The organism is Streptomyces sp. a15, from assembly GCF_059026085.1.
This window is the reverse complement of record NZ_JBWLKM010000008.1, coordinates 107,662-130,224: the sequence shown is the minus strand read 5'-3', so window position 1 is coordinate 130,224 and position 22,563 is coordinate 107,662. Positions and strand designations below refer to the sequence as shown.

The following is a 22,563-nucleotide window of genomic DNA, read 5'->3' as shown; positions in this document are numbered from 1 at the left end:
TCGGCACCGAGTAGTGGGTCTTGTCCCTGGTCCCCAGCGTTCCACCGCGAAAGTCTCGCAGTTCAAGAACGGGCGCCCGGCCTTGCCCGCCAAGACAGCGGCCGGGCCCCGTCATCCCTACCTCTCGGAAGGACTCTCAGTGAAGCACCCCGACGACGACAACGAACTCTTCAACCGACTCGAAGCCGAGATGAGCGCCGACGCCCGGCCCGACTCCGGGGGCGAGGTGGTCGACCTCGACAAGGCACGGTCGGCCCGTGCCGAGTCGGCCGACCCGACCACCCGACCCGACGCCGACCCGTCGGCCGACTCCCGCCCGGGTGAGTCGGACCACGAGTCGGCCGACCCGACCGCTCAGCGGTTGGTCGACGACCCGGCCGTGAAGGCGGCCGGTCCGGGCTACCTCGGTCGCCTCGCCGCCGCCAAGCGCCGCGACGTGATCCCGCTGTGGCTGCGCTCGGTCGCCGAACTCAAGACCGCGTCCGCGTGGGTGGCCCGCCACTACGCCCACACCGCCGGGTACCACGTGCTGCGCACCCCGGTCTACGCCGCCCGCCTCACCATGCAAGCCCCGTCGGGGGCCGCGAAGTTCGTGGGCGGCACGATGCGGTGGGCGGCCGACCGCGAGGGCGAGCCCGTACGCCTGGCGGCCGTGCGCCGCGAGGACGCGGCGGAGTACCTGAAGCTGTCGCGGCAGCGCGACGGCCGGGTGCGGCTGCGGACCCTGGTCATGGTGCTGGGCATGTTCGTCGGCTTCGGTCTGGCGCTCGCCCTGTACGTGCTGGCCCCCGACTGGCTGCAAGCCGTCTCGGTCGGCGCCCTGGTGCTCGCTTTGGGCATGAACGGCCGCAAGGCCGACCAGCCCGTCATCCACCGCGCGGTGGAGATCCCCAAGGCGTCCAAGCTCACCAGTGACATCGTGCTGCGGGCGCTTGGGGCGCTGGGTATTCCGGCGATCAGCCAGGCGCAGGCCAAGGGCCGGGACGGGTTCGAGTTCACCGCTCCGATCACCCGGGACGGGCCCGGCTGGCGGGCCACGGGCGAACTCCCCTACGGCGTGACGGTCACGGACATCATCGAGAAGCGCGAGCGCCTCGCCTCCGGGCTGCGCCGCCCGCTGGGGTGTGTGTGGCCGGAGGCCGCCCCGGAGCACCCGGGGCGGCTGGTGCTGTGGGTGGGCGACCAGGACATGAACACCGCGAAGAAGCCCGCCTGGCCGCTGGCCAAGTCGGGCACGGTCGACCTGTTCAAGCCCGTCGCGTTCGGCACCGACCAGCGCGGACGCTGGGTCGACATCACCCTGATGTTCATCGCCGGAGTCATCGGCGCGATCCCCCGCATGGGCAAAACCTTCCTGCTCAGGCTGCTTCTGCTGATCGCCGCGCTCGATCCGCGTGCGGAGGTGCACAGCTTCGACATGAAGGGCACCGGCGACCTCGACCCGGTCGGCAACAACGTCTCCCACCGGCACGCCGCCGGCGACGACGACGAAGCGATCCTCTACGTGCTCGGTGACTTCCGCGCCCTGCGCGAGGAACTGCGCCGCCGCGTGAAGGTGATCCGCTCGCTGCCCAGGGACATCTGCCCCGAGAACAAGGTGACCAGCGCTCTCGCGGACAAGCGGTCGCTGGGTCTGCACCCGATCGTGGTCGGGGTGGATGAGTGCCAGGTGCTGTTCGAGCACCCCGAGCACGGCAAGGAGTTCGAGGAGATCGCCACCGACCTGGTCAAGCGCGGACCGGCCACCGGCATCGTGATGCTGCTGGCCACCCAGCGCCCGGACGCCAAGTCGCTGCCCACCGGGATCTCCGCGAACGCGTCCGCCCGGTGGTGCCTGAAGGTCATGGGCCAGACGGAGAACGACATGGTGCTGGGCACCTCCGCCTACAAGCGGGGCGTGCGGGCGACCATGTTCGCCTGGGGTGACAAGGGCATTCACTACTTCGTCGGCGAGGGCTCGGACGCCCGCATCGTCTCCTCCGTCTACGTGGACGCCCCGGGCGCCGACGCGATCGCCGAACGCGCCCGCACCATCCGCCAGAAGGCCGGACTACTGTCCGGCTTCGCCCTGGGGGAAGACCCCGAGACGGTCACCGGCCCCGCCTACGACCTGCTCGCCGACGTCGTCGCGGTGGTGCCGGAGGCGGAAGAGCGGGTGTGGAACGAGCGGATCGCCGCCCGCCTGGCCGAACTCCGGCCGGACGTCTACGGCGGGTGGAAGGGCGAGAACGTCACCAGCGCGCTCAAGCCGCACGGCATCAGGACCCGCGACGTCGCGGGCAGCACCGAGGACGGCACCCGCACCACCCGGCGGGGCATCGTCCGCGCCGACATCCTCAAGGTGATTGCGGAGCGTAACGAAAAGCCGGGCGCCGCATAGCCCCGGCAAGGTGCTACCGGTAGCAGGTGTGCCTGCTACCGGTAGCACCCCCGCTAGTACCCCAAACCGCACCCCATCTGCGATCTAGCGGATAGCACCCCACCTGCGGAAACCCCCGGAAACAGCCTGGAAGGGCACCTCATGACCCTCCCGCTCCTTGCTATCGCCTGCCTGCTCATGGTCACGCTCGGTTACATCGGATTGTGTGCGGCCTCGCCGTTCGGCGACTGCCGCCGCTGCCGTGGCATGGGCCACAAGCTCAAGACCGACCGCAAAGGCCGGTTGAAACGCGGCAAGGACTGCCGCCGCTGCAAGGCCACCGGCAAGCGCATCCGCGTCGGCCGCTGGCTCTACAACCGCTGGGCCCGCATCTACCGCGCGGGCACCGACACCCCCTGACCGCCCGCCCGGAAGGCACCCCGTGATCTTCGACATCTCCGCCGTGCTGCTGTTCGGCGCCGCGTCCGCCCTCGCCGTCAAGACCAAGTCCGCCGGGGGCGGTGCCGCGATCGTGCTGTTCCTGTTCGGGTTCTTCGCCGCCGGGACCGGCGCGTACGACCCCATCGTCAGCCTCGTCAAGGCGACCGCCGACGCCCTGTCCGCCCTCGGCAACTGAAGGAGAGGCTCCCGTGAACGAGCCCAGCCCCGCCCCGGTTCGCACCGGCGTCCCGCTCACGGACGACCAGGCCGCCACCGAGGCCGCCCGCATCATCGCCGACGCCTACCGGCCCGCCCCCGTCATCCCCACCTCCTACCGGGACACGAGCCCCCTGCCCGCGCACGGCGACATGCCGCCGGTCGTGCAGCCGGGGGTGCCGCCGATGTCCCAGCGGGCCGTGGACGCCTCCCGCCTCATGCTCACCGCCGGACTGGCCACCGTCCCGCCCGGCCTGATTGCGATCGGGGTGCTGATCGCCTCCCGGGAGGCTGACCCGGCCGTCATCGGCATGATCTGCGCCGCCCCGGCCGCCGTCGCCGTGCCCGTCCTCGCCCTCGCCCGCCTGTTCAGGCGAATCGGCGAGGCCGCGCCGGATGAGCACCACCACCACTACACCGGGCCGGTCCATCAGGAGCACACCACCACCCACACGCGCGGGCTGTTCGCCCGCACCCACAACGACCACCGCCGCTGAACGAGGGAGACCAACCTCCGTGACCCGACTGCGCATTCAGGTCGCTCACTGGCCTCGCCGGGCCCTGGTCCTGACCGACACCCCGCGCCCCGACTGCCGCGACTGCGAGGGCGAGGGCGGGTTCGAGTACGACTACGGCGACCACACCGGCGAGTACGCCGGTACCGACTGGGAGCCCTGCGGGTGCTGGCACGACAACCTGCGCTGGTTTTTGCTTCCCCTGCCGCACCGGCCCCGGTGGCTGCGCCGTCGCGACACCGGCCGTGACCCGTGGGGGCCCGGCGGCTACAGCGACGAACCGCCCTTCTGACCGACAGGAGCCCCATGACCTTCCGCGCCAACGACCCCATCGCCGACGGCCCCCTCGACAAGGCCCCGTTCGGCTACTCGCCCGAGACCTCACAGCGTGAGGCACTGCTCGCCGAACTCGACAGGGCGGGTGTCGAACTGGGCACCTACGACCGGCGGATCGTCGACTGGATCGCCGGGTGGGACTACCCCACTGTGGCGACCATCGCGAGCCTGATCCGCCGCGCCGGCGGCACCAGGTAGCTAACCCGAGGGCGGCGGCTCCCGGACAAGGACAACCCGCCGCCCCCGGTCTCCAGTCCCGACGAAACAGAATCAGGAGACCTCCAGCATGACAGCTACCGGCAAGGCCCGGCGCCCCCTCGACGGGAATCACCCGGACGGGAGCCCTCTGCACACCGCCCTCGCCCTCGCGGCGGCCGGTGTCCCCGTCCTGCCCCTGCGGGCGGGCAAGGTCCCGTTCGGCAACTGCCGCACCTGCAAGGACAACGCGTGCGGCGGACGGCCCCACATGAAGGCGGCCGGTCCCTGCCAGTGCCCCGCGCCATGCCACGCGTGGGCCGCCGCCACCACCGACCCCACCGTCCTCACCTCGCCCGCGTGGGCGCCGGTGTGGCGCGAGGCGGTGGCCCTCGCCTACCACCCCGGCGGGGCAGGGCTGACGGTCGTCGACCTCGACAACGCGGCGGCCGTCGACTGGGCCCGCGGGGCACTGCCCGCGACACGGACCGTGCTGACCCCGCGCGGCGAACACTGGCTCTACCAGGGCGTCATGCCGTCGGCGAACGCGGTGCGGCCGGGTGTCGACGTCAAGTCCCGCATGCAGTACGCCCGTTGGCTCGGTCCCGGCACCGGCCGCATGGGCGTCCTCCCGGCGGCCGTGCGCGCCCTGGTCGTGAAGGAAGAGGCCACCCCCGCCCGGCGCGGGGTGGCCTCTTCTCTCCCCGCCCGCGCCCCGTGGGACCGGAGCGTGGCCACCGGGTGCCGCCACACCGAGGGTTACGTCCGTACCGGCCTGGAACGCGGCCTCGCCCTCGTACGCTCGCGCACCGAATCCGGCGCCGGATCGCAGGCGTTCGGCGTGGCCCGCTTCCTCGCCGCACAGCACACCGCCTGCCCCGGGCCGTGCGGCCTCGCGGCGATCGGCGAGGAGATCGTCACCGCCGCCGTCTTGGTCGGCGTCCCCGAGGGCTACGCGCGCCGCGCGGTCGCCAACGGCCTTGAGACGGCTGTGGAGCGCGCGGCATGAACAAAACATCCCGAACCCCCGCGAACGGCCCTCAGGGTGCCGTACAGCGTTCGCCACGGCGGCCGTTGGGCGAACCGGACGTCGCCGCCCGCAAGGGCGTCCATATCGCTGTTAGTCCTGACCCGCACACCGCCACCGCCGAAGGGAGGACAGCCTCATGACTCCACAGCCTGTGGACAGCCCCGACCTGTGGGCCGGACTGCCCGCCCTGCAAGACCCGCCCGGCGAGGACGACACAGCCCCCGAGGTGTGGGAGGACCCCATTCCCCTCACCGGCCGCCGCGAGCGCCCGCCGTTCCCCGCCCATGTCCTCCCCGCCTGGCTGGGGGAGTTCGTGGCGGCTGTCGCTCAGGAGACGCAGACCCCGGTGGACCTCGCCGGATCGATCGCCCTCGCGGTGCTCGCCACGGCGGCCGGCGGCCGGTCCGTGGTCCACGTACGCGGCAACTGGCGCGAGCCCACCAACCTCTACACCGTGGTCGCGCTCCCGCCCGCCAACCGCAAGTCCGCCGTCTTCGCGCTGCTGACCAACCCCCTCTATGAGGCGGAGAAGCAGCTCAAGACGGCGATGAAGCCGGTCATCGTCGAAGCGGAACTGACCGCGCGTCTGGCCAAGGAAGCAGCCGACAAGGCCGCGACCAAGGCCGCGTCCGCCGACGGCGACAAGCGCGACGACATGGTGGCCACCGCCGTGGGCCTCGCGCAGACCGCCGACACGCTCACCGTCCCCGCCGAACCGGTACTGCTGGCCGACGACTCGACAGTCGAGACGGTCACCTCGCTCATGGCCGAACAGGGCGGACGGCTCTCGGTGATGAGCGCGGAGGGCGGCATCTTCGACATCATCGCCGGACGCTACTCCAGCGGCGCCCCCAACATGGAAGTCTTCCTCAAGGGGCACGCCGGGGACCGGCTCAGGGTCAACCGGCAGACCCGCCGCGAGTACATCGACCACCCCGCCCTCACGGTCGGCCTCGCCGTACAGCCGGACGTCCTGCGGGACATCGGGAAGGTGAAGGGATTCGAGGGACGCGGACTGCTGGCCCGCTTCCTGTACTCCCTCCCGGCGTCCACGGTCGGCGAACGCGAGATCATCACCGCCCCGGTCCCCGAGGACACGGCCGCCACCTACAGCGCGAAGGTCATTGACCTCACCCTGTCCCTGGCGGAGTGGACCGACCCGGCCGTCATCCAGCTCACCCCGGAGGCGGACGCGGCCCTGATCGCCTATCAGCAGCACATCGAACCGCAGCTCAAGGCGCGCGGCGGGAAGCTGGGCCACATCTCCAACTGGGCCGGGAAACTCGCCGGGGCGACCGCCCGCATGGCCGCGCTGCTGCACCTCGCCGAACACGGCGGAGGCGGCTACGCCCACCCCGTCACCGAGGCGACCATGCGCGCGGCCATCGAGCTGGGGGAGTACTACACCGCCCACGCCCTCGCCGTGTTCGACGCCATGGGCGCCGACCCCACCACCGGCCGCGCCCGCACCATCCTCGAAACACTGCGCACGAACGGATGGGGCGAGGTCAGCAAACGCGACCTCATGGTCAAACTCTCCCGCACCGAGTTCCCGGCTGTCGCGGATCTCGACCCGGCCCTCAACCTCCTTGAAGACCACGGCTACATGCGCGCGCTGCCTGTAGCCCGCACCGGCGGACGCGGACGGCCGCCCTCGCCGCGCTACCTGGTCCACCCCCGGCTGACCGACCCCACCCCCTGAGCCCGCCCACAGAAACCACAGAATCACAGAAACACCCGCCGCAAGCCCCTGACCTGTACAGACCATCCCGCTGGAGCTCGCGGCGCTCCGTCACAGAATCTCGCAGAGAAGCCACAGAAATAAGCCCGACCGGCCCCGCAGGACCGGCCCCCTTATTTCTGTGGAACCTTCGTTGATTTCTGTGGCAGAGACCACCGCCCGGCATCAGTGCAGGTCAGTGCCGCGATCCAGGGTTTCTGTGTATTTCGTGGTTTCTGTGGCGGCGCCCCTTGCCAGAACTCATCTCATCGGAGTGAGCCTCTTGGACGAACACGGCACCCTCGCCACCCCCGACGACGACGCGACCCTCGTACTCCTCAAGGTTGAAGAAGCTGCCCGCCGACTCCGCATCGGCCGCACCACGTGCTTCGCACTCATCCGCGCTGGCGCACTCGAATCTGTCATGGTCGGCGGTCTGCGCCGCGTCCCCGTTGACGCACCGGCCGCCTATGTGGCCAGTCTCCGAACCGCCCCACACGCCGCTTGACGACACCCGGGGTGGCGGCTCTCCCGGACAGGACAACCCGCCGCCCCGGCTCCATCCCGACACGCAAGAAACAGGAGCCTGCCTGTGGCAGAGGACAAGAAGAAGCGCACCCGACAGCCGAACGGCCGAAGCTCGATCTACTTCGGCAAGGATGGCAAATGGCACGGCCGCGTGACCGTGGGCGTTCGCGACGACGGCACCCCGGACCGCCGTCATGTCGAGCGCAAGACTCGCGCTGAAGTGACGGCCGCCGTGAGCGAGTTGGAGAAGCAGCGAGACGCCAAGACCGTACGGAAGCCCGGCAAGGCATGGACGGTCAAGGCGTGGCTGACCCACTGGATTGAGAACGTCGCGCCCCTCGCCGTGAACGACAACACGATGGTCGGGTACGGCGTGGCCGTGCGGAAGCACCTCATCCCCGGCTTGGGCGCTCACCGTCTCGACAAGCTGAAGCCTGAGCACATCGAGGTGTTCTACGCCAAGATGCAGGCCAACGGCAGCAAGCCCGCGACCGCTCACCAGGTGCACCGGACCTTCCGCGCCGCGCTCAACGAGGCTGTACGGCGCGGCCATCTCGGCAAGAACCCGGTGCTGTTGGCTAAGGCGCCCAAGACGGGGGACCACGAGGTAGAGCCCTACACCGTCCAAGAGGTGCAGCGGCTGTTGAAGACCGCTGACCAGCACCGCAACTCCGCACGGTGGGCTGTCGCCCTCGCGCTCGGTTTGCGCCAGGGGGAGGTGCTGGGCTTGCAGTGGGTGGACGTGGACCTTGACGGCGGGTTCCTCATGGTCCGCCGTAGCCGCCACCGGCCGCAGTACGCCCATGGGTGCTCCGAGCCCTGCGGACGCAAGGCCGCCGGGTACTGCCCGCAGAAGCGACGGACCAACCCGGAGTTGACCGTCACCAAGTCGCGCGCCGGCCGCCGCGCGGTCGGTCTCCCCGAACAGCTCGTTGACCTACTCCGTGCGCACCTCAAGGCGCAGGAAGCCGAGCGGGAAGCGGCCGGGAAGCGGTGGGAGGAGAACGGGCTGGTCTTCCCAGATGAGCACGGCCGTAGTCCGTCCCATCGTCGGGACTGGACTGAATGGAAGGATCTCTTGGCTGAGGCGAAGGTGCGGGACGGTCGGCTGCACGACGCGCGCCACACGGCCGCCACGGTCCTACTCATCCTCGGTGTCCCCGAGCGGGCCGTCATGGGGCTCATGGGGTGGTCCACCACGGCCATGGCCGCGAGGTATCAGCACATGGTCGATGCCGTGCGGACGGACATCGCGAAACAGGTGGACGGCCTGATCTGGAAGCCCGAGACGGACCGGCCGGACGAGGACGACGACGGCGCGGCCGGCGCCCTCGTACCGGCCAACTGAGACGGCAACTGAGACGGAGGACCAAAAGGGCGGCACCCTTCCGGGGTGCCGCCCTTTCCTTTTGCCTGGTCAGACAGTAGAGGCCGTGGCGGGAATCGAACCCGCGTAACTCGCTTTGCAGGCGAGCCCCTGAACCACTCGGGCATACGGCCGTGATCAATCGGTCGAGTATCCACAGCCGTGGCGGGATGCGAACCCACGTAACTCCCCGCGAGCGGAGCTCGCTGATGGATGCAGCGCAGGCGAGCCCCTGAACCACTCGGGCATACGGCCGTGTAACTCACTGAGTTGACCGTACGGCCCGGTCGGGAAGGGGCTCAAGGGAATCGCCGGCCCTGCAACGGGACTGCCATACGCCGTTCATGAAAGGGCGGTGCGTGTGGGTGGTCGTACGACCAAGGTCCAGGGGCAGGCCCTTCTCTCGACAGGGGTCAAGCGGGCCCGTGGCCCTTACGCTGGCGACCATGACCGCTCTGGACCCACGCGACACCGGCGTCGCGGACACCGCCTCCGACCTGCCCTCCGTCGACGAGAGTGTGCTGAGTCGGCCGTATCGGGCGCTCAGCGTCGGGATTGTGTCCGTCGTGCTGCTCATCGCCTTCGAGGCGACCGCGGTCGGTACGGCGATGCCGGTCGCGGCGCGGGAGCTGGACGGGGTCTCGTTGTACGCGTTCGCGTTCTCGGGGTACTTCACGACCTCGCTGTTCGGGATGGTGCTCTCCGGGCAGTGGTCGGACCGGCGGGGGCCGCTCGGGCCGCTGACCGCCGGGATCGGGGCCTTCGCCGCGGGGCTGTTGCTGTCCGGGACCGCGGGGGTCATGTGGCTGTTCATTCTCGGGCGGGCCGTGCAGGGGCTCGGCGGCGGGCTGGTGATCGTGGCGCTGTACGTCGTGGTGGGGCGGGTGTATCCCGAGCGGTTGCGGCCGGCGATCATGGCGGCGTTCGCGGCCAGTTGGGTCGTGCCGTCGATCGTCGGGCCGCTCGCCTCGGGGGCGGTGACCGAACATCTGGGGTGGCGGTGGGTGTTCGTCGGGATTCCGGTGCTGGTCGTGTTCCCGCTGGCGCTCGCGCTGCCGCAGATACGGCGGCGGGCGGCGGGGGCGGTGGAGCGGGCCGAGGGGAGCGGGTCGATCGACCGGCGCCGGATCCGGCTCGCCCTCGGGATCTCCCTCGGTGCCGGTCTGCTGCAGTACGCGGCCCAGGATCTGCGCCCCCTCTCGCTCCTCCCGGCCGCCGCCGGCGTCGCGCTGCTGGTGCCCGCCGTACTCGGGCTGCTTCCGCGCGGGACGTACCGGGCGGCGCGCGGGCTGCCCTCCGTCGTGCTGCTGCGGGGCGTTGCGGCGGGGTCCTTCGTCGCCGCCGAGTCGTTCGTGCCGCTGATGCTGGTCACCCAGCGGGGGCTGTCGCCGACGCTGGCCGGGTTCTCGCTCGCGGCGGGCGGGGTCACGTGGGCGCTGGGGTCGTGGGTGCAGGCGCGGCCGCGGGTGGGGCCGTACCGGGACCGTCTGATGACGGTGGGGATGGTGCTGGTCGCCGCCGCGATCGCCGCCGCGCCGAGTGTGCTGATCGAGGCCGTGCCCGCCTGGACCCTCGCGGTCGCCTGGGGCTTCGGGTGCTTCGGGATGGGCCTGGTGATCTCCTCCACCAGCGTCCTGCTCCTCCACCTCTCCGCCCCCGACGAGGCCGGCACCAACTCCGCCGCCCTTCAGATCTCCGACGGCCTGTCCAACGTCATCCTGCTGGCGATGGGCGGCGCCGCGTTCGCCGCGCTGGGAGGCGGCACGGTGACCCATGCGGCCACCGAGGCGTCCGGGTCTCATCCGGCTGCCTTCGCCGCGGTGTTCCTGCCGATGGCGGGGGTGGCGTTGGTGGGAGCCTGGGTGACCACGCGGTTGCGGGAGCGGTGAACCGTAAACCGGTCGTGGCGGGCTGATCGCGGGGCTTAGCCTCCGTCCATGCACGAGCTCACGCTTCGCCTCGATCCGTCCGACGGCCGGGCCCTCGACGACCTCGCCGATGCGTGCGGTCGTCTGCCCGAGGACATCGCGCGGGAGGCCGTACGGCGATATCTGGACGAAGAGGCCCGGGGCGTGCGCTCCGTCGGGGAGCGGCTCGCCTCTGCGCACGCCGGGCTGTTGCGGAGGCTCGGGGAATGACGCGGCACCTCACCGTCGCGGAGGTCACCGCGCTCGCCGAGGTCGCATTCGGTGGGCGGGCGCCCGAGGCCAGGGCACCCGGGCTGCTCGTCTCCGCCGTGCACCGGCCGCGCGCCCGTATGTTCGGTACGGCGGCGTACGAGGACCTCCACGAGCAGGCCGCCGCCCTCCTCCACGGCATCGCCGCCAACCACCCCTTCGTCGACGGGAACAAGCGCACCGCCTGGCTCGCCGCGGCGACCTTTCTCGCGCTCAACGGTGTCGATCTCGCCGGCGTGGACCAGGACACGGCGTACGCGCTGGTCATCGATGTGGCGTCCGGAGCGGAGGGGGACATCGGGGCGATCGCGGGGCGGCTGCGGCGGTTGTGACGTGGGTCCCACCCACGGGCGAGCCGGGCTTGTCCGCGCGTTGACACCATCCGGCCGCCGGTAGGGTGGCCCGGTTGTCATACGTAGCCCAGCTGTCCGCATCGTTCGCCGAGCCGCCCGACCACCAAACGGAGACCGTGACTACCACCGCCGCCTCCTCCCACCACCTTTCCCCCGCCTTCCCCGGCCGTGCCCCCTGGGGTACCGCCAGCAAGCTGCGTGCCTGGCAGCAGGGCGCGATGGAGAGATACGTCCAGGAGCAGCCGCGTGACTTCCTCGCCGTCGCGACACCCGGCGCCGGGAAGACGACGTTCGCGCTGACGCTGGCCTCCTGGCTGCTGCACCACCATGTCGTGCAGCAGGTGACCGTCGTCGCGCCGACCGAGCACCTGAAGAAGCAGTGGGCCGAGGCGGCCGCCCGGATAGGGATCAAGCTGGACCCCGAGTACAGCGCGGGTCCGCTCGGCAAGGACTACCAGGGTGTCGCCGTGACGTACGCGGGTGTGGGCGTGCGGCCCATGCTGCACCGCAACCGGGTCGAGCAGCGCAAGACCCTTGTCATCCTCGACGAGATCCACCACGCCGGTGACTCGAAGTCCTGGGGCGAGGCGTGTCTCGAGGCCTTCGAGCCGGCCACCCGCCGCCTCGCGCTCACCGGTACGCCCTTCCGGTCCGACACCAACCCCATTCCCTTCGTGACGTACGAGGAGGGGAACGACGGGATTCGGCGGTCCGCCGCCGACTACACGTACGGATACGGGTCCGCCCTGTCCGACGGGGTCGTCCGGCCCGTCATCTTCCTCTCCTACAGCGGCAACATGCGGTGGCGGACCAAGGCCGGCGACGAGATCGCCGCCCGGCTCGGCGAGCCGATGACCAAGGACGCGATCAGCCAGGCGTGGCGTACGGCGCTGGATCCGCGCGGTGAGTGGATGCCGAGCGTGCTGCGGGCCGCCGACCAGCGGCTGACCGAGGTCAGGAAGGGCATCCCGGACGCCGGGGCGCTCGTCATCGCCTCCGACCAGGACTCGGCGCGCGCCTACGCCAAGCTCATCCGGGAGATCACCGGCAGCAAGGCGACACTCGTGCTGTCCGACGACGCCGGGGCGTCCAACAGGATCGACGAGTTCAGCAGCAGCAACGACCGGTGGATGGTCGCGGTGCGGATGGTGTCCGAGGGCGTCGACGTCCCGCGGCTCGCCGTCGGGGTGTACGCCACGACCATCTCCACTCCGCTCTTCTTCGCGCAGGCCGTCGGGCGTTTCGTACGGTCCCGGCGGCGCGGCGAGACCGCCTCCGTCTTCCTGCCGACCGTCCCCGACCTGCTCACCTTCGCCAACGAGATGGAGGTGGAGCGGGACCACGCCCTCGACAAGCCGAAGAAGGAGGGCGAGGAGGACCCGTACGCCGAGTCCGAGAAGGAGATGGAGGAGGCGAACAAGGAGCGGGACGAAGAAGACGCAGACACCGGCGAGCAGGAGCAGTTCGCCTTCGAGGCGCTGGAGTCCGAGGCCGTCTTCGACCGGGTGCTCTACGACGGTGCCGAGTTCGGCATGCAGGCCCACCCGGGGAGCGAGGAGGAGCAGGACTACCTCGGGATCCCGGGGCTGCTCGAACCCGACCAGGTGCAGATGCTCCTCCAGAAGCGGCAGGCCCGGCAGATCGCGCACAGCCGCAAGAAGCCGGACGAGGAGGCCGACCTGCTCGAACTGCCCGCCGAGCGGCGGCCGGTGGTCTCGCACAAGGAGATGATGGAGCTGCGCAAGCAGCTCAACACGATGGTCGGTGCGTACGTCCATCAGAGCGGCAAGCCGCACGGGGTCATCCACACCGAGCTGCGGCGGGTGTGCGGCGGGCCGCCGAGCGCCGAGGCCACGGCCGGGCAGTTGCGGCAGCGGATCGCCAAGGTGCAGGAGTGGGCCACGCGGATGCGGTGACGCCCGCCGTCGGAGGGGGCGGTGAGGCGGGGCGTGTGCTGGGGCGTGTGCGCTCTGTGCGGGTGTGGTGCACGCGGGGTGCTGCGCGCCGTACGTTTGCGGACAAAAGGGAGCGGTCGGTACGGGGTGATGCCCGGATTCTGGACGTAGCCTTCCGCTCAGCGAACCTGCTTCGCTAATGTCCGGCTACGCACACGCCCCGTGGCAGCGCCGCCGCGGAGCGCAGCCGTGAAGCGACGCGGTCCGGCAACAGGCCGGGCCGCCGGCCGATCGGCGGCCTCTGAAGCGCGTCGCCGACGGGACTCGGTGACGCATCTGCCGCGAGGGGGCTGCCGACCTCACCACTTGGAGGAGTGGGCGTCGTGACCGCGGAGACCTCTCAGACGCTCGACCGGGGACTTCGGGTCCTCAAGCTGCTGGCCGATACGGACCACGGGCTGACCGTCACCGAGCTGTCCAACAAACTGGGCGTGAACCGGACCGTTGTGTACCGGTTGCTCGCCACGCTGGAGCAGCACGCGCTCGTACGGCGTGACCTGGGCGGACGTGCCCGGGTCGGCCTCGGCGTGCTGCGGCTGGGCCGCCAGGTGCATCCGCTGGTACGTGAGGCGGCGTTGCCGGCCTTGCGGTCGCTGGCGGAGGACATAGGAGCGACCGCGCATCTCACGCTGGTGGACGGGGCGGAGGCCTTGGCCGTTGCGGTGGTCGAGCCGACGTGGACGGACTATCACGTGGCATATCGGGCGGGGTTCCGGCATCCGTTGGACCGCGGGGCTGCGGGGCGGGCGATTCTCGCCGCGCGGCAGCAGGCCGTGGACGATGCCGGGTACACCTTGACGCATGGGGAGTTGGAGGCGGGGGCCAGTGGGGCGGCCGCGCCGTTGATCGGGGTTACGGGGGTCGAGGGCAGTGTTGGTGTCGTGATGCTGGCCGATGCGGTGCCGGAGCGGGTGGGGCCGCGGGTGGTGGATGCGGCTCGGGAGGTTGCGGAGGCGTTGCGCTGACGCGGGCTGTCCTGCACTGACGTGCGCCGGCCCGGGCTGAGGTGCGGTGATTTCGGCGCCGGCGTCGGGGCTGGGCGGGGGTGGGTCGCGCGGCCCGGCGCTTGCGGGGTGCCGCTGCGCCCACCCGTGCCGCCCCAGCGGCACGACTGCCCGCAGCTGCGGCGGCTGCGACTGGGCTCGGCTGCGGGGCGTGGCTACGGCGGCTGCGAGTGGACTCGGCTGTGGCGCGTGGCTTCGGTGGCTGCGGCGGGTACGAGTGGGCTCGGCTGTGGCACGACTGCCCGCAGCTGCGGCCGCTACGACTGGGCTCGGCTGTGGCGCGTGGCTTCGGTGGCTGCGGCGGCTGTGAGTGGGCTCGGCTGCGGCACGACTGCCCGCAGCTGCGGCCGCTACGACTGGGCTCGGCTGTGGCGCGTGGCTTCGGTGGCTACCACTGGCCTTGGCTGCGGCGCGCGACTCCGGCAGCTGCGGCGGGTACGACTGCCGCGGTCACGGCGGCTGCGCAGGAGCCTGGCCGGGACGTGGCCGGATGTGGGCGTCGCGTTAGATTGATCCCGTGCTCTCTCGCCTCACACGCCCCCGGGCCGTCGCCGTCTGCGCTGTTCCTGTCGTGGCTCTGCTCGCCACGGCGGCCTTCGCGCCGCTGCCGTTCTCACTGACGCGGCCGGGGCTCACGGCGAATGTCCTCGGCGAGAACAAGGACACCCCGGTGATCACGGTCTCCGGCGCCCCGACCCGCGACACGACCGGCCAGCTCCGTATGACGACCATCGAGGCGACCAACCCGGACACCCACGTCTCCCTCGGTGACGTGCTCGACGCCTGGTTCGCCACGGACCAGGCGGTCATGCCGCGCGACGCGGTCTACCCGAGCGGCCAGAGTGTCAAGGAGATCGAGCAGCACAACACCGAGCAGATGCAGGAGTCCCAGGACGCCGCGACCACGGCCGCCCTGAACTACCTGGACCTGTCCGACAAGGACATCAAGGTCACCCTGAAACTCGCCGACGTCGGCGGCCCCAGCGCCGGCCTGCTCTTCACCCTCGGCATCATCGACAAGCTCGAGGGCGACGGCAGCGGCGGCGACCTCACCGGCGGCCGTACCATCGCCGGCACCGGCACGATCGACGCGAACGGCGAGGTCGGCGCGGTCGGGGGAGTGGCCCTGAAGACGCAGGCGGCGCGGCGGGACGGGGCGACGGTGTTCCTGGTGCCGAAGGACGAGTGCTCGGACGCGAAGTCCGAACTCCCCAAGGGCCTGCGGCTGATCCCGGTGACCACACTGAAGGGCGCGGTGAACGCGCTGACGGCGCTGGAGAGCGGGAAGGGCTCCGTACCGAGCTGCTGAAGGGCTGGAAGCTCACCCCAAGCTCACCCCTCCTTGACGAACCCCTCCTCCTTCAGCCAGTCCAGCGCCACCTGATGCGGATCCTCCCCGGCGACGTCCACCTTCGCGTTCAGCTCCTGGGCCACGGCGTTGTCCAGCTTCTTCGTGATCGGGGCGAGGACGTCCGCGATGGCCGGCCACTTCTTCAGGGCCTTCGTGTTGATCTCGGGGGCCGCGTTGTAGTTGGGGAAGAACTTCCTGTCGTCCCGCATCACCGCGAGGTTCATGGACTTGATGCGCCCGTCGGTGGTGAAGACCTCCCCGAACACGCAACTGCCCTTCGCGGCCTGGGTGTAGATGATCCCGGTGTCCATCTGCGTGACGTTCCCGGCGGGCACGCTCATGCCGTACGCCTTCTGCATGCCCGGCAGCCCGTCCGCGCGGTTGGCGAACTCGCTCTCCACGCACAGGGTGACCGCGCCGGGGTCCTTCTTGGAGAGCGCGGCCACGTCCGAGAGGGTCTTCGTGCCGTACTTCTTGAAGTTGGCCTGGTTCATCGCGAGGGCGTAGGTGTTGTTGAGCGGCGCCGGGGGCAGCCAGGTCAGGCCGTTCTCCAGGTCGGCGTCGCGCACCGCCTGCCATTGTTCCTGCGGGTCGGCGATGGGCTCGCTGTTGCCGAGGTACGTGATCCAGGCGGTGCCGGTGTACTCGTACATGCCGTCCGCGTCACCGGACTTGACCGCCTCGCGGGCGCCGATGGAACCCTGGATGCCGGTGCGGTCGAGCACGTCCGCGCCGGCCGCCTCGAAGGCGATGCCCATGATCGCGCCGAGGATGAGCTGCTCGGTGAACTCCTTGGACGTCACGGTGAGGTCGGCGCCCTCGAGGGGTTCTCCTTTGCCGATCGAGCCCGGCCGCACGTCGTCGACCATCGGGGATCCGCTGGTCAGGCCGCACGCACTCGCCGACACCAGCACGCCGGCCAGCAGCAGAAACGTACGCCGTCTCATGTCCCCGTCTCCAAGCCCCGCGGCCGCAGCAGCAGTTCGGCCAGCGAGGCCAGCCAGTCGACCAGCAGGGCCAGGGCGACGGTGAGGATCGAGCCGAGCACCAGCACGGGCATCCGCTGGTTGGTGATGCCGGTGGTGATCAGGACGCCCAGGCCGCCGCCCCCGCCGAAGGTCGCGAGGGTCGCCGTACCGACGTTGAGGACCAGGGCCGTGCGGACGCCCGCGAGGATCAGCGGGACGGCGAGCGGCAGTTCCACCTTCGTGAGCACCCCCGTGGGGGACATGCCGATGCCGCGGGCCGCCTCCAGCAGCGTCGGGTCGTTCGCGTTCAGGCCGGTGATCGTGTTCGACAGCACCGGGAGCACGGCGTAGATGATGATGCCGATGAGGGCCGCCTTCTGCCCCGTGCCGAGCCAGATGACCAGCAGGGCGAGCAGGCCGATCGCCGGGGTCGCCTGGCCCGTGTTGGCGAACGTCATCGCCACCGGGGCCGCCTTGCGGAACGCCCGCCGCGTCAGGAGGATCCCCAGCGGGATCGCGATGATCAGCACGAAGAACGTCGAGATCGCCGTGAGCTCGATGTGCTGCCACAGCGCCTTCGAGACCTGGCCGCCCGACAGCGCGTTCTCGGTGAGCGGGTCGAGGTCCGCCTGCTCGAACCACAGCCAGGTCGCCAGCAGCACGGCGATGAGGACGGCGGGCAGGAGGGTCAGCTTCTGCCAGGTGATGCGCGGCTTCAGGGGGCCCGGCGGTGGCGGCGGGGCTTCGCCTTCGATCTCTTCCCGGTCTCTCCGGCGCAGTTGCTCCAGCCGTCCCAGCCGTTCCGGTTCCTCCAGCTCGGGGGTGGTCACGCCTTCTTCACCCCTCCGACGCCCCCTTCGACGACCTCTCCGACGCCCTCCTGCTCGGCGTGCGTCTGGGCGGCCCGCAGCTCCTCCAGGTCGTGCCGGTGGGCCATCGCCTCCAGCCGGTCGGCCTCCAGCAGCTCGTGCACCGAGTTCATCAGCGTCTCCACGTCGACCACCCCCGTGTACTCGCCGCGCCGCCCGGTCACCGCGACCCGCCCCGAGCTGTCCATGAGCACCGCCTCCAGCGCGTCCCGCAGGGTGGCGTCCCGGGTCACCGTGTCGCTCACCAGCGTTCCGGCCCGGGCCAGCGAGCCCTTGGCGCGCATCAGGTCGCCGCGCCTGAGCCACTTGTAGGGGCGGCCCCGCTTGTCGAGGAGCAGGATCTCGTTGGTGCCGCTGGAGCGGAGCTTGTTGAAGATCTCCTGGAGCGAGTCGTCGACGGTCACCGTCGGGTAGCCGGTGATCTCCACGTCCCGTACGCGGGTGAGGTTGAGCCGCTTCAGCGCCGCCCCGGCCCCGACGAACCCCGAGACGAAATCGTCCGCCGGGTTGGTGAGGATCGCCTCCGGGGTGTCGAACTGAGCGATGTGCGAGTGTTCGCGCAGGACGGCGATCCGGTCACCGAGCTTGATCGCCTCGTCGAAGTCGTGCGTGACGAAGACGATCGTCTTGTGCAGTTCGTGCTGGAGCCGGATCAGCTCGTCCTGGAGGTGATCGCGGGTGATCGGGTCGACCGCGCCGAACGGTTCGTCCATCAGCAGCACGGGAGGATCGGCGGCCAGCGCCCGGGCCACGCCCACGCGTTGCTGCTGGCCGCCGGAGAGCTGGCGGGGGTAGCGGCCGTGGAACTCGCCGGGGTCGAGTCCGACCAGGTCGAGCATCTCCTCGACCCGGTTCCTGATCCGCGCCTTCGGCCAGCCGATCATCCTCGGTACGAGTGCGATGTTCTGGGCGACGGTCATGTGCGGGAAGAGGCCGGAGGCCTGGATCGCGTACCCGACCTTCCGGCGCAGCTTCACCGGGTCCATGTCGGTGACGTCCTCGCCGTTGATGCGGATACGGCCGCCGGTCGGTTCGATCAGCCTGTTGATCATCTTGAGCGTCGTGGACTTGCCGCACCCCGACGGGCCGACGAAGATCACGATCTCGCCCGCCTTGATCTCCATGCTGACGTTGTCGACGGCGGGGCTGGGATTGCCCGGGTACCGCTTGGTGAGGTTCTCCAGCTCGATGGTGGCGCCGGTCGTCGCCCCGCTCGTGGATGTCGACCCGCTCGTGGGTGTCGCCCCGTTCGTGGATGTCTCAGACACGGATCCCCCTGGGAATGGTCAGCCGTCCGATCAGGACGTACGCGGCGTCGAACAGCAGCGCCAGGATGACGATCCCGAGCGTGCCCGCGAGCACCTGGTTGAGGGCGTTCTTGCTGCCCAGGGAGCCGAGACCGCGGAAGATCACATTGCCGAGGCCCGGTCCGGAGGCGTAGGCGGCGATCGCCGCGATGCCCATCAGCATCTGCGTGGAGACCCGGATCCCGGTCAGGATCGGCGGCCAGGCCAGCGGCAGCTCGACCCGCACCATCCGCATCACCCGGGACATCCCGATGCCCGTCGCCGCGTCCACCAGGGAGGGGTCGACCCCGCGCAGGCCGACGATCGAGTTCCGCACGATCGGCAGCAGCCCGTACAGCGTCAGGGCGATCACGGTGGGCGGAACGCCCAGCCCCACCACCGGGATGAGCAGACCGATCATCGCGAGTGCCGGGATGGTCAGAATGGTCGAGGTGGTCGTCGTCGCGAGGCTGCCCGCCCACTCGCTCCGATAGGTCAGGATGCCGATCAGGACGCCGAGCAGCGTCGCCACGACCATGCACTGGAAGACGGCACTCGCGTGCTGGTAGGCGTCCGTCAGCAGTTGCTGGTGGCGGTTGCCCAGGTACTCCCAGAAGTTCACGTCCGCTCACCTCAGGTCGCCGTCAGGAGGGCTCCCGGTCCTCCGCCGCCTGCTCCACCAGCGGGATGATCCGCAGCGGAACGGGGTTCTCCATGACGATCGCGGTGGAGGCCCGGACGATCCCATCAAAACCGACCACCCGGTCGATGACCCGCTGGAGATCGGCGTTGGAGCGGGCCACCAGGCGGCACAGCATGTCCCCGCTGCCGGTGGTGGTGTGCAGCTCCAGCACCTCCGGCACGGTCGCCAAGTGCGCCCGTACGTCGGGCCCTTGCCCCTGCCGGATCTGCAGCGTCGCGAACGCGGTGACGGGATAGCCGAGCGCCGCCGGGTCCACCTGCGGACCGAATCCGCGGATGACGCCATTCGACTGAAGCCGGTCGAGACGCGCCTGCACCGTGCCCCGGGCGACCCCCAGCCGCCGGGACATCTCCAGGACCCCGATCCGCGGCTCCCGCGCCAGCAGCACGATGATCCGTCCATCGAGCCCGTCGATCCCGTCGGTCGTCCCCACGGCAGCCTCCCGGCGCTGGTCATCCTGTACAGAACGCCCGCAGAAATGGGCACCGCACTGAACACATTGCCCAGCACATTCGCAAACTATTGCGCACCTTGCCGCCACGAGTGACGCTTCCGGCATGACGCAGACCACACACCACACTCCCGACACCGCCCGGCAGGCCGACCCCTTCCCGGTCAAGGGAATGGACGCGGTCGTCTTCGCCGTGGGCAACGCCAAGCAGGCGGCGCACTACTACTCCACCGCCTTCGGCATGAAGCTGGTCGCCTACTCCGGACCGGAGAACGGCAGCCGCGAGACCGCCTCGTACGTGCTCGAGAACGGCTCCGCCCGCTTCGTCCTGACCTCCGTCATCAAGCCCGCCACCCCCTGGGGCCACTTCCTCGCCCAGCACGTGGCCGAGCACGGCGACGGCGTGGTCGACCTGGCCATCGAGGTCCCGGACGCCCGCGCCGCGTTCGCCTACGCGATCGAGCACGGCGCCCGCGCGGTCGCCGAGCCGTACGAGCTGAAGGACGAGCACGGCACGGTCGTGCTCGCCGCGATCGCCACGTACGGCGAGACCCGCCACACACTCGTCGAGCGGACCGGCTACGACGGCCCCTACCTCCCTGGATACGTCGCGGCCGACCCCCTGGTCGAACCCCCCGCCCACCGCACCTTCCAGGCGATCGACCACTGCGTCGGCAACGTCGAACTCGGCCGGATGAACGACTGGGTCGGCTTCTACAACAAGGTCATGGGCTTCACGAACATGAAGGAGTTCGTGGGCGACGACATCGCGACCGAGTACAGCGCGCTGATGTCGAAGGTGGTCGCGGACGGGACGCTGAAGGTCAAGTTCCCGATCAACGAGCCGGCGATCGCCAAGAAGAAGTCCCAGATCGACGAGTACCTGGAGTTCTACGGCGGCGCCGGCGTCCAGCACATCGCGCTCAACACGAACGACATCGTCGAGACGGTACGGACGATGCGCGCGGCCGGGGTGCGGTTCCTCGACACCCCCGACTCGTACTACGACACCCTCGGCGAGTGGGTCGGCGACACCCGCGTCCCCGTCGAGACCCTGCGCGAACTGAAGATCCTGGCGGACCGGGACGAGGACGGCTACCTGCTGCAGATCTTCACCAAGCCGGTCCAGGACCGGCCGACCGTCTTCTTCGAGATCATCGAACGCCACGGTTCGATGGGCTTCGGCAAGGGCAACTTCAAGGCGCTCTTCGAGGCGATCGAGCGGGAGCAGGCCAGGCGCGGCAACCTGTGAGAGCGGTGTGCGGGAATGCGTAGAACTACCAGTTCGCCGGCACCTTCTCCACTGACGGCTCACCCAGCGCCGCCAGCGCCGCCCGAGCCGCCCGCACCCGCACCGCCGAGAAGTACGGATTGATCCGCAAGGCCTCCTCCAGGTGCCGCCGCGCGGGTCCGTGGCGCTCCAACTCCCGCTCGATCATGCCCCGGTGGAACATGTACAGCGCGCTGCGTACGCCGCCCCCCTTGGCCCTGTCCGTCGCCGTCACGGCGAACCGCAGCGCCTCCTCGTGGCGGCCGACCCGGTGCAGCGCCCACCCCAGCGCGTCGGCCACCGCGATTCCCGGCTGGCGGGCCCACTCGGCCCGCAACCGCCGTACCGCCGCCCGGGGATCACCGTGGTCCGCCTCGAACTGCCCGAGCACCAGCTCCTCGTCGGCCCCGCCCGCGGCCGCACTGCGCACCCGCTCCCGCAGCAGGTCGTACTGCACCCGCGCGGCCTGTCCAAGCCGCAGCGACTCGTACAACTCGCCCAGCTCCAGGGCGTATTGGGGGCAGGGCTGCTTGCTGAGGGCCATCCGGTACGCGTTCAGCGCCTCCGTCGTGCGGCCCAGCGCCGCAAGCGCCCGCCCCTGTCCGGCCAGCGCGGCCCGCTGGTCGGGGTCGATGCGCACCGCCTCCTGGAAGTGCCGCAGCGCGTCCTCGCGGTCGCCGCGCTCCCAGGCCAGCTGCCCGGCCCGCTCCAGGTACGCCGCCTGCTCGGCCGGCGCCTCGGCCCCGGCCGCCGCGTCCGCGAGGTGGGCGGCGGCGTCCTCACGCCGGCCGCGGTCGCGGTAGACGGCCGCGGCCCGCGCCTTCACGGCCGGCCCGGACCGCAGGTCCATCAGCCGCTCGAGGGCGGCATGGGCCGCCTTGTAGTCGCCGAGGCCGGTGTAGGCGTCGATGAGCAGCGGATACGTCGTCCACCGCCCGGGTTCCAGCTTCCGGGCGGCCTCGGCCCACGTCCGCGCCGCGCGGAAGTCCCGGCGAGCGTTCGCCAGGGCCGCGAGTCCGCCGAGGGCCTCGGTGTTTCCCTTCGCGGCGACCTTGAGCGAGGTCCGCAGCGCCTTGTCGGCCCTCGGGTAGTACGCGGGGTCCGCGGTCCGCCGCCCCTGCTCCACATAGGCCGATCCGAGCACCGCCCACGACAGCGCGTCCCTGGGGTGCGCCCGCAGATACGACGTCCGCTCGTCGATCAGCGCCGCCAGGTCGGGCAGCGCGGCCGGCACCCCGGCCGTGACCGCCGTCAGCGCCTGCGCCCCCGGGGCCGGCCCGGGAGCCCGCGTCGCCGTCCGCTCCCAGGGCAGCAGCATCAGCACACCGCCGAGCACGACAGACCCGGCGACGGATGCGATCAGCACCCGCCTCCGCCTGGACGAGCGTGGCTGCGCGGGAGCCTCCTCTTGGTTCTCCATGGCGCTCACTGTGCGTCAATAGGACGAGTACACCCCGGCATGCGGAGGCT

At 70.7% G+C, this 22,563-nt stretch carries 23 protein-coding genes and 2 tRNA genes; 17 read left to right on the top strand and 8 right to left on the bottom strand.

Translation table 11 applies throughout. The features are described 5' to 3' along the window. Positions 1-139 precede the first annotated feature (139 nt). From AC5P09_RS11785 to AC5P09_RS11740, 10 genes are all read left to right on the top strand, one after another. Positions 140-2,380, top strand: coding sequence for a cell division protein FtsK (locus tag AC5P09_RS11785; RefSeq protein ID WP_493873802.1), 2,241 nt, complete (start codon positions 140-142; stop codon positions 2,378-2,380). Between the two features lie 141 nt (positions 2,381-2,521). Further along, positions 2,522-2,779 (top strand): hypothetical protein, encoded by a 258-nt coding sequence (locus AC5P09_RS11780; protein ID WP_493873801.1) that lies wholly within the window; start codon positions 2,522-2,524, stop codon positions 2,777-2,779. 22 nt (positions 2,780-2,801) lie between these two features. Then, entirely contained in the window at positions 2,802-2,996 is a 195-nt protein-coding gene (locus AC5P09_RS11775; protein WP_493873800.1) for a hypothetical protein, read from the top strand. A gap of 13 nt (positions 2,997-3,009) precedes the next feature. After that, positions 3,010-3,513, top strand: coding sequence for a hypothetical protein (locus tag AC5P09_RS11770; protein WP_493873799.1), 504 nt, complete (start codon positions 3,010-3,012; stop codon positions 3,511-3,513). A gap of 19 nt (positions 3,514-3,532) precedes the next feature. Continuing rightward, positions 3,533-3,823 carry a hypothetical protein gene (locus tag AC5P09_RS11765; RefSeq protein WP_493873798.1) on the top strand — a complete coding sequence of 97 codons (291 nt, stop codon included), beginning with the start codon at positions 3,533-3,535 and terminating at the stop codon, positions 3,821-3,823. 14 nt (positions 3,824-3,837) lie between these two features. Continuing rightward, on the top strand, positions 3,838-4,065 hold the full coding sequence (locus AC5P09_RS11760; protein WP_493873797.1) for a hypothetical protein: 228 nt from the start codon (positions 3,838-3,840) through the stop codon (positions 4,063-4,065). Between the two features lie 88 nt (positions 4,066-4,153). Next, complete coding sequence (locus tag AC5P09_RS11755) at positions 4,154-5,071, top strand: bifunctional DNA primase/polymerase (protein WP_493873796.1); 918 nt, start codon at positions 4,154-4,156, stop codon at positions 5,069-5,071. A gap of 172 nt (positions 5,072-5,243) precedes the next feature. Next, positions 5,244-6,794, top strand: a complete 1,551-nt coding sequence (locus AC5P09_RS11750; RefSeq protein ID WP_493873871.1) for a YfjI family protein — start codon at positions 5,244-5,246, stop codon at positions 6,792-6,794. Between the two features lie 301 nt (positions 6,795-7,095). After that, the gene (locus tag AC5P09_RS11745; protein ID WP_493873870.1) at positions 7,096-7,320 is read left to right on the top strand and encodes an excisionase family DNA-binding protein; all 225 of its coding nucleotides are present in this window, start codon (positions 7,096-7,098) and stop codon (positions 7,318-7,320) included. Between the two features lie 84 nt (positions 7,321-7,404). Next, a complete protein-coding gene (locus AC5P09_RS11740) occupies positions 7,405-8,688 on the top strand; it encodes a tyrosine-type recombinase/integrase (RefSeq protein ID WP_493873795.1) in 1,284 nt (427 codons plus the stop codon). A gap of 80 nt (positions 8,689-8,768) precedes the next feature. On the opposite strand, the gene AC5P09_RS11735 is transcribed toward AC5P09_RS11740, so the two are convergent. Beyond that, positions 8,769-8,840 (bottom strand) — tRNA-Cys (locus tag AC5P09_RS11735). 23 nt (positions 8,841-8,863) lie between these two features. Next, positions 8,864-8,961, bottom strand: a tRNA-OTHER gene (locus tag AC5P09_RS11730). A 191-nt stretch (positions 8,962-9,152) separates the two neighbouring features. Here AC5P09_RS11730 and AC5P09_RS11725 point away from each other — a divergent pair. The 6 genes from AC5P09_RS11725 (at position 9,153) to AC5P09_RS11700 (ending at position 15,504) form a co-directional block, all read left to right on the top strand. Then, on the top strand, positions 9,153-10,595 hold the full coding sequence (locus AC5P09_RS11725) for an MFS transporter (protein WP_266438888.1): 1,443 nt from the start codon (positions 9,153-9,155) through the stop codon (positions 10,593-10,595). A gap of 48 nt (positions 10,596-10,643) precedes the next feature. Continuing rightward, positions 10,644-10,844 (top strand): hypothetical protein, encoded by a 201-nt coding sequence (locus AC5P09_RS11720; RefSeq protein WP_345565576.1) that lies wholly within the window; start codon positions 10,644-10,646, stop codon positions 10,842-10,844. Then, complete coding sequence (locus AC5P09_RS11715; protein ID WP_493873794.1) at positions 10,841-11,215, top strand: type II toxin-antitoxin system death-on-curing family toxin; 375 nt, start codon at positions 10,841-10,843, stop codon at positions 11,213-11,215. Before AC5P09_RS11720 ends, AC5P09_RS11715 begins: the two co-directional genes overlap by 4 nt. Positions 11,216-11,352: 137 nt before the next feature. Continuing rightward, positions 11,353-13,152 (top strand): DEAD/DEAH box helicase, encoded by a 1,800-nt coding sequence (locus AC5P09_RS11710; RefSeq protein WP_493873793.1) that lies wholly within the window; start codon positions 11,353-11,355, stop codon positions 13,150-13,152. Positions 13,153-13,514: 362 nt separating this feature from the next. Continuing rightward, entirely contained in the window at positions 13,515-14,156 is a 642-nt protein-coding gene (locus AC5P09_RS11705; protein ID WP_266438901.1) for an IclR family transcriptional regulator, read from the top strand. A 556-nt stretch (positions 14,157-14,712) separates the two neighbouring features. Then, complete coding sequence (locus AC5P09_RS11700) at positions 14,713-15,504, top strand: YlbL family protein (protein ID WP_493873792.1); 792 nt, start codon at positions 14,713-14,715, stop codon at positions 15,502-15,504. Between the two features lie 23 nt (positions 15,505-15,527). On the opposite strand, the gene AC5P09_RS11695 is transcribed toward AC5P09_RS11700, so the two are convergent. The 5 genes from AC5P09_RS11695 to AC5P09_RS11675 are packed head-to-tail and all read right to left on the bottom strand — an operon-like array spanning position 15,528 to position 19,805. Continuing rightward, complete coding sequence (locus tag AC5P09_RS11695; protein WP_493873791.1) at positions 15,528-16,493, bottom strand: glycine betaine ABC transporter substrate-binding protein; 966 nt, start codon at positions 16,491-16,493, stop codon at positions 15,528-15,530. Further along, positions 16,490-17,293, bottom strand: coding sequence for an ABC transporter permease (locus AC5P09_RS11690; RefSeq protein ID WP_493873869.1), 804 nt, complete (start codon positions 17,291-17,293; stop codon positions 16,490-16,492). Before AC5P09_RS11690 ends, AC5P09_RS11695 begins: the two co-directional genes overlap by 4 nt. A gap of 47 nt (positions 17,294-17,340) precedes the next feature. After that, a complete protein-coding gene (locus AC5P09_RS11685; protein WP_493873790.1) occupies positions 17,341-18,651 on the bottom strand; it encodes an ABC transporter ATP-binding protein in 1,311 nt (436 codons plus the stop codon). After that, on the bottom strand, positions 18,644-19,291 hold the full coding sequence (locus tag AC5P09_RS11680) for an ABC transporter permease (RefSeq protein WP_493873789.1): 648 nt from the start codon (positions 19,289-19,291) through the stop codon (positions 18,644-18,646). Before AC5P09_RS11680 ends, AC5P09_RS11685 begins: the two co-directional genes overlap by 8 nt. Before the next feature lie 22 nt (positions 19,292-19,313). Then, on the bottom strand, positions 19,314-19,805 hold the full coding sequence (locus tag AC5P09_RS11675) for an Lrp/AsnC family transcriptional regulator (protein WP_307675165.1): 492 nt from the start codon (positions 19,803-19,805) through the stop codon (positions 19,314-19,316). Between the two features lie 124 nt (positions 19,806-19,929). Here AC5P09_RS11675 and hppD point away from each other — a divergent pair, with 124 nt between their 5' ends. Continuing rightward, positions 19,930-21,075, top strand: a complete 1,146-nt coding sequence (hppD, locus tag AC5P09_RS11670; protein ID WP_493873788.1) for a 4-hydroxyphenylpyruvate dioxygenase — start codon at positions 19,930-19,932, stop codon at positions 21,073-21,075. Positions 21,076-21,100: 25 nt separating this feature from the next. On the opposite strand, the gene AC5P09_RS11665 is transcribed toward hppD, so the two are convergent. After that, positions 21,101-22,513 (bottom strand): tetratricopeptide repeat protein, encoded by a 1,413-nt coding sequence (locus tag AC5P09_RS11665; protein WP_493873787.1) that lies wholly within the window; start codon positions 22,511-22,513, stop codon positions 21,101-21,103. Positions 22,514-22,563 lie beyond the last annotated feature (50 nt).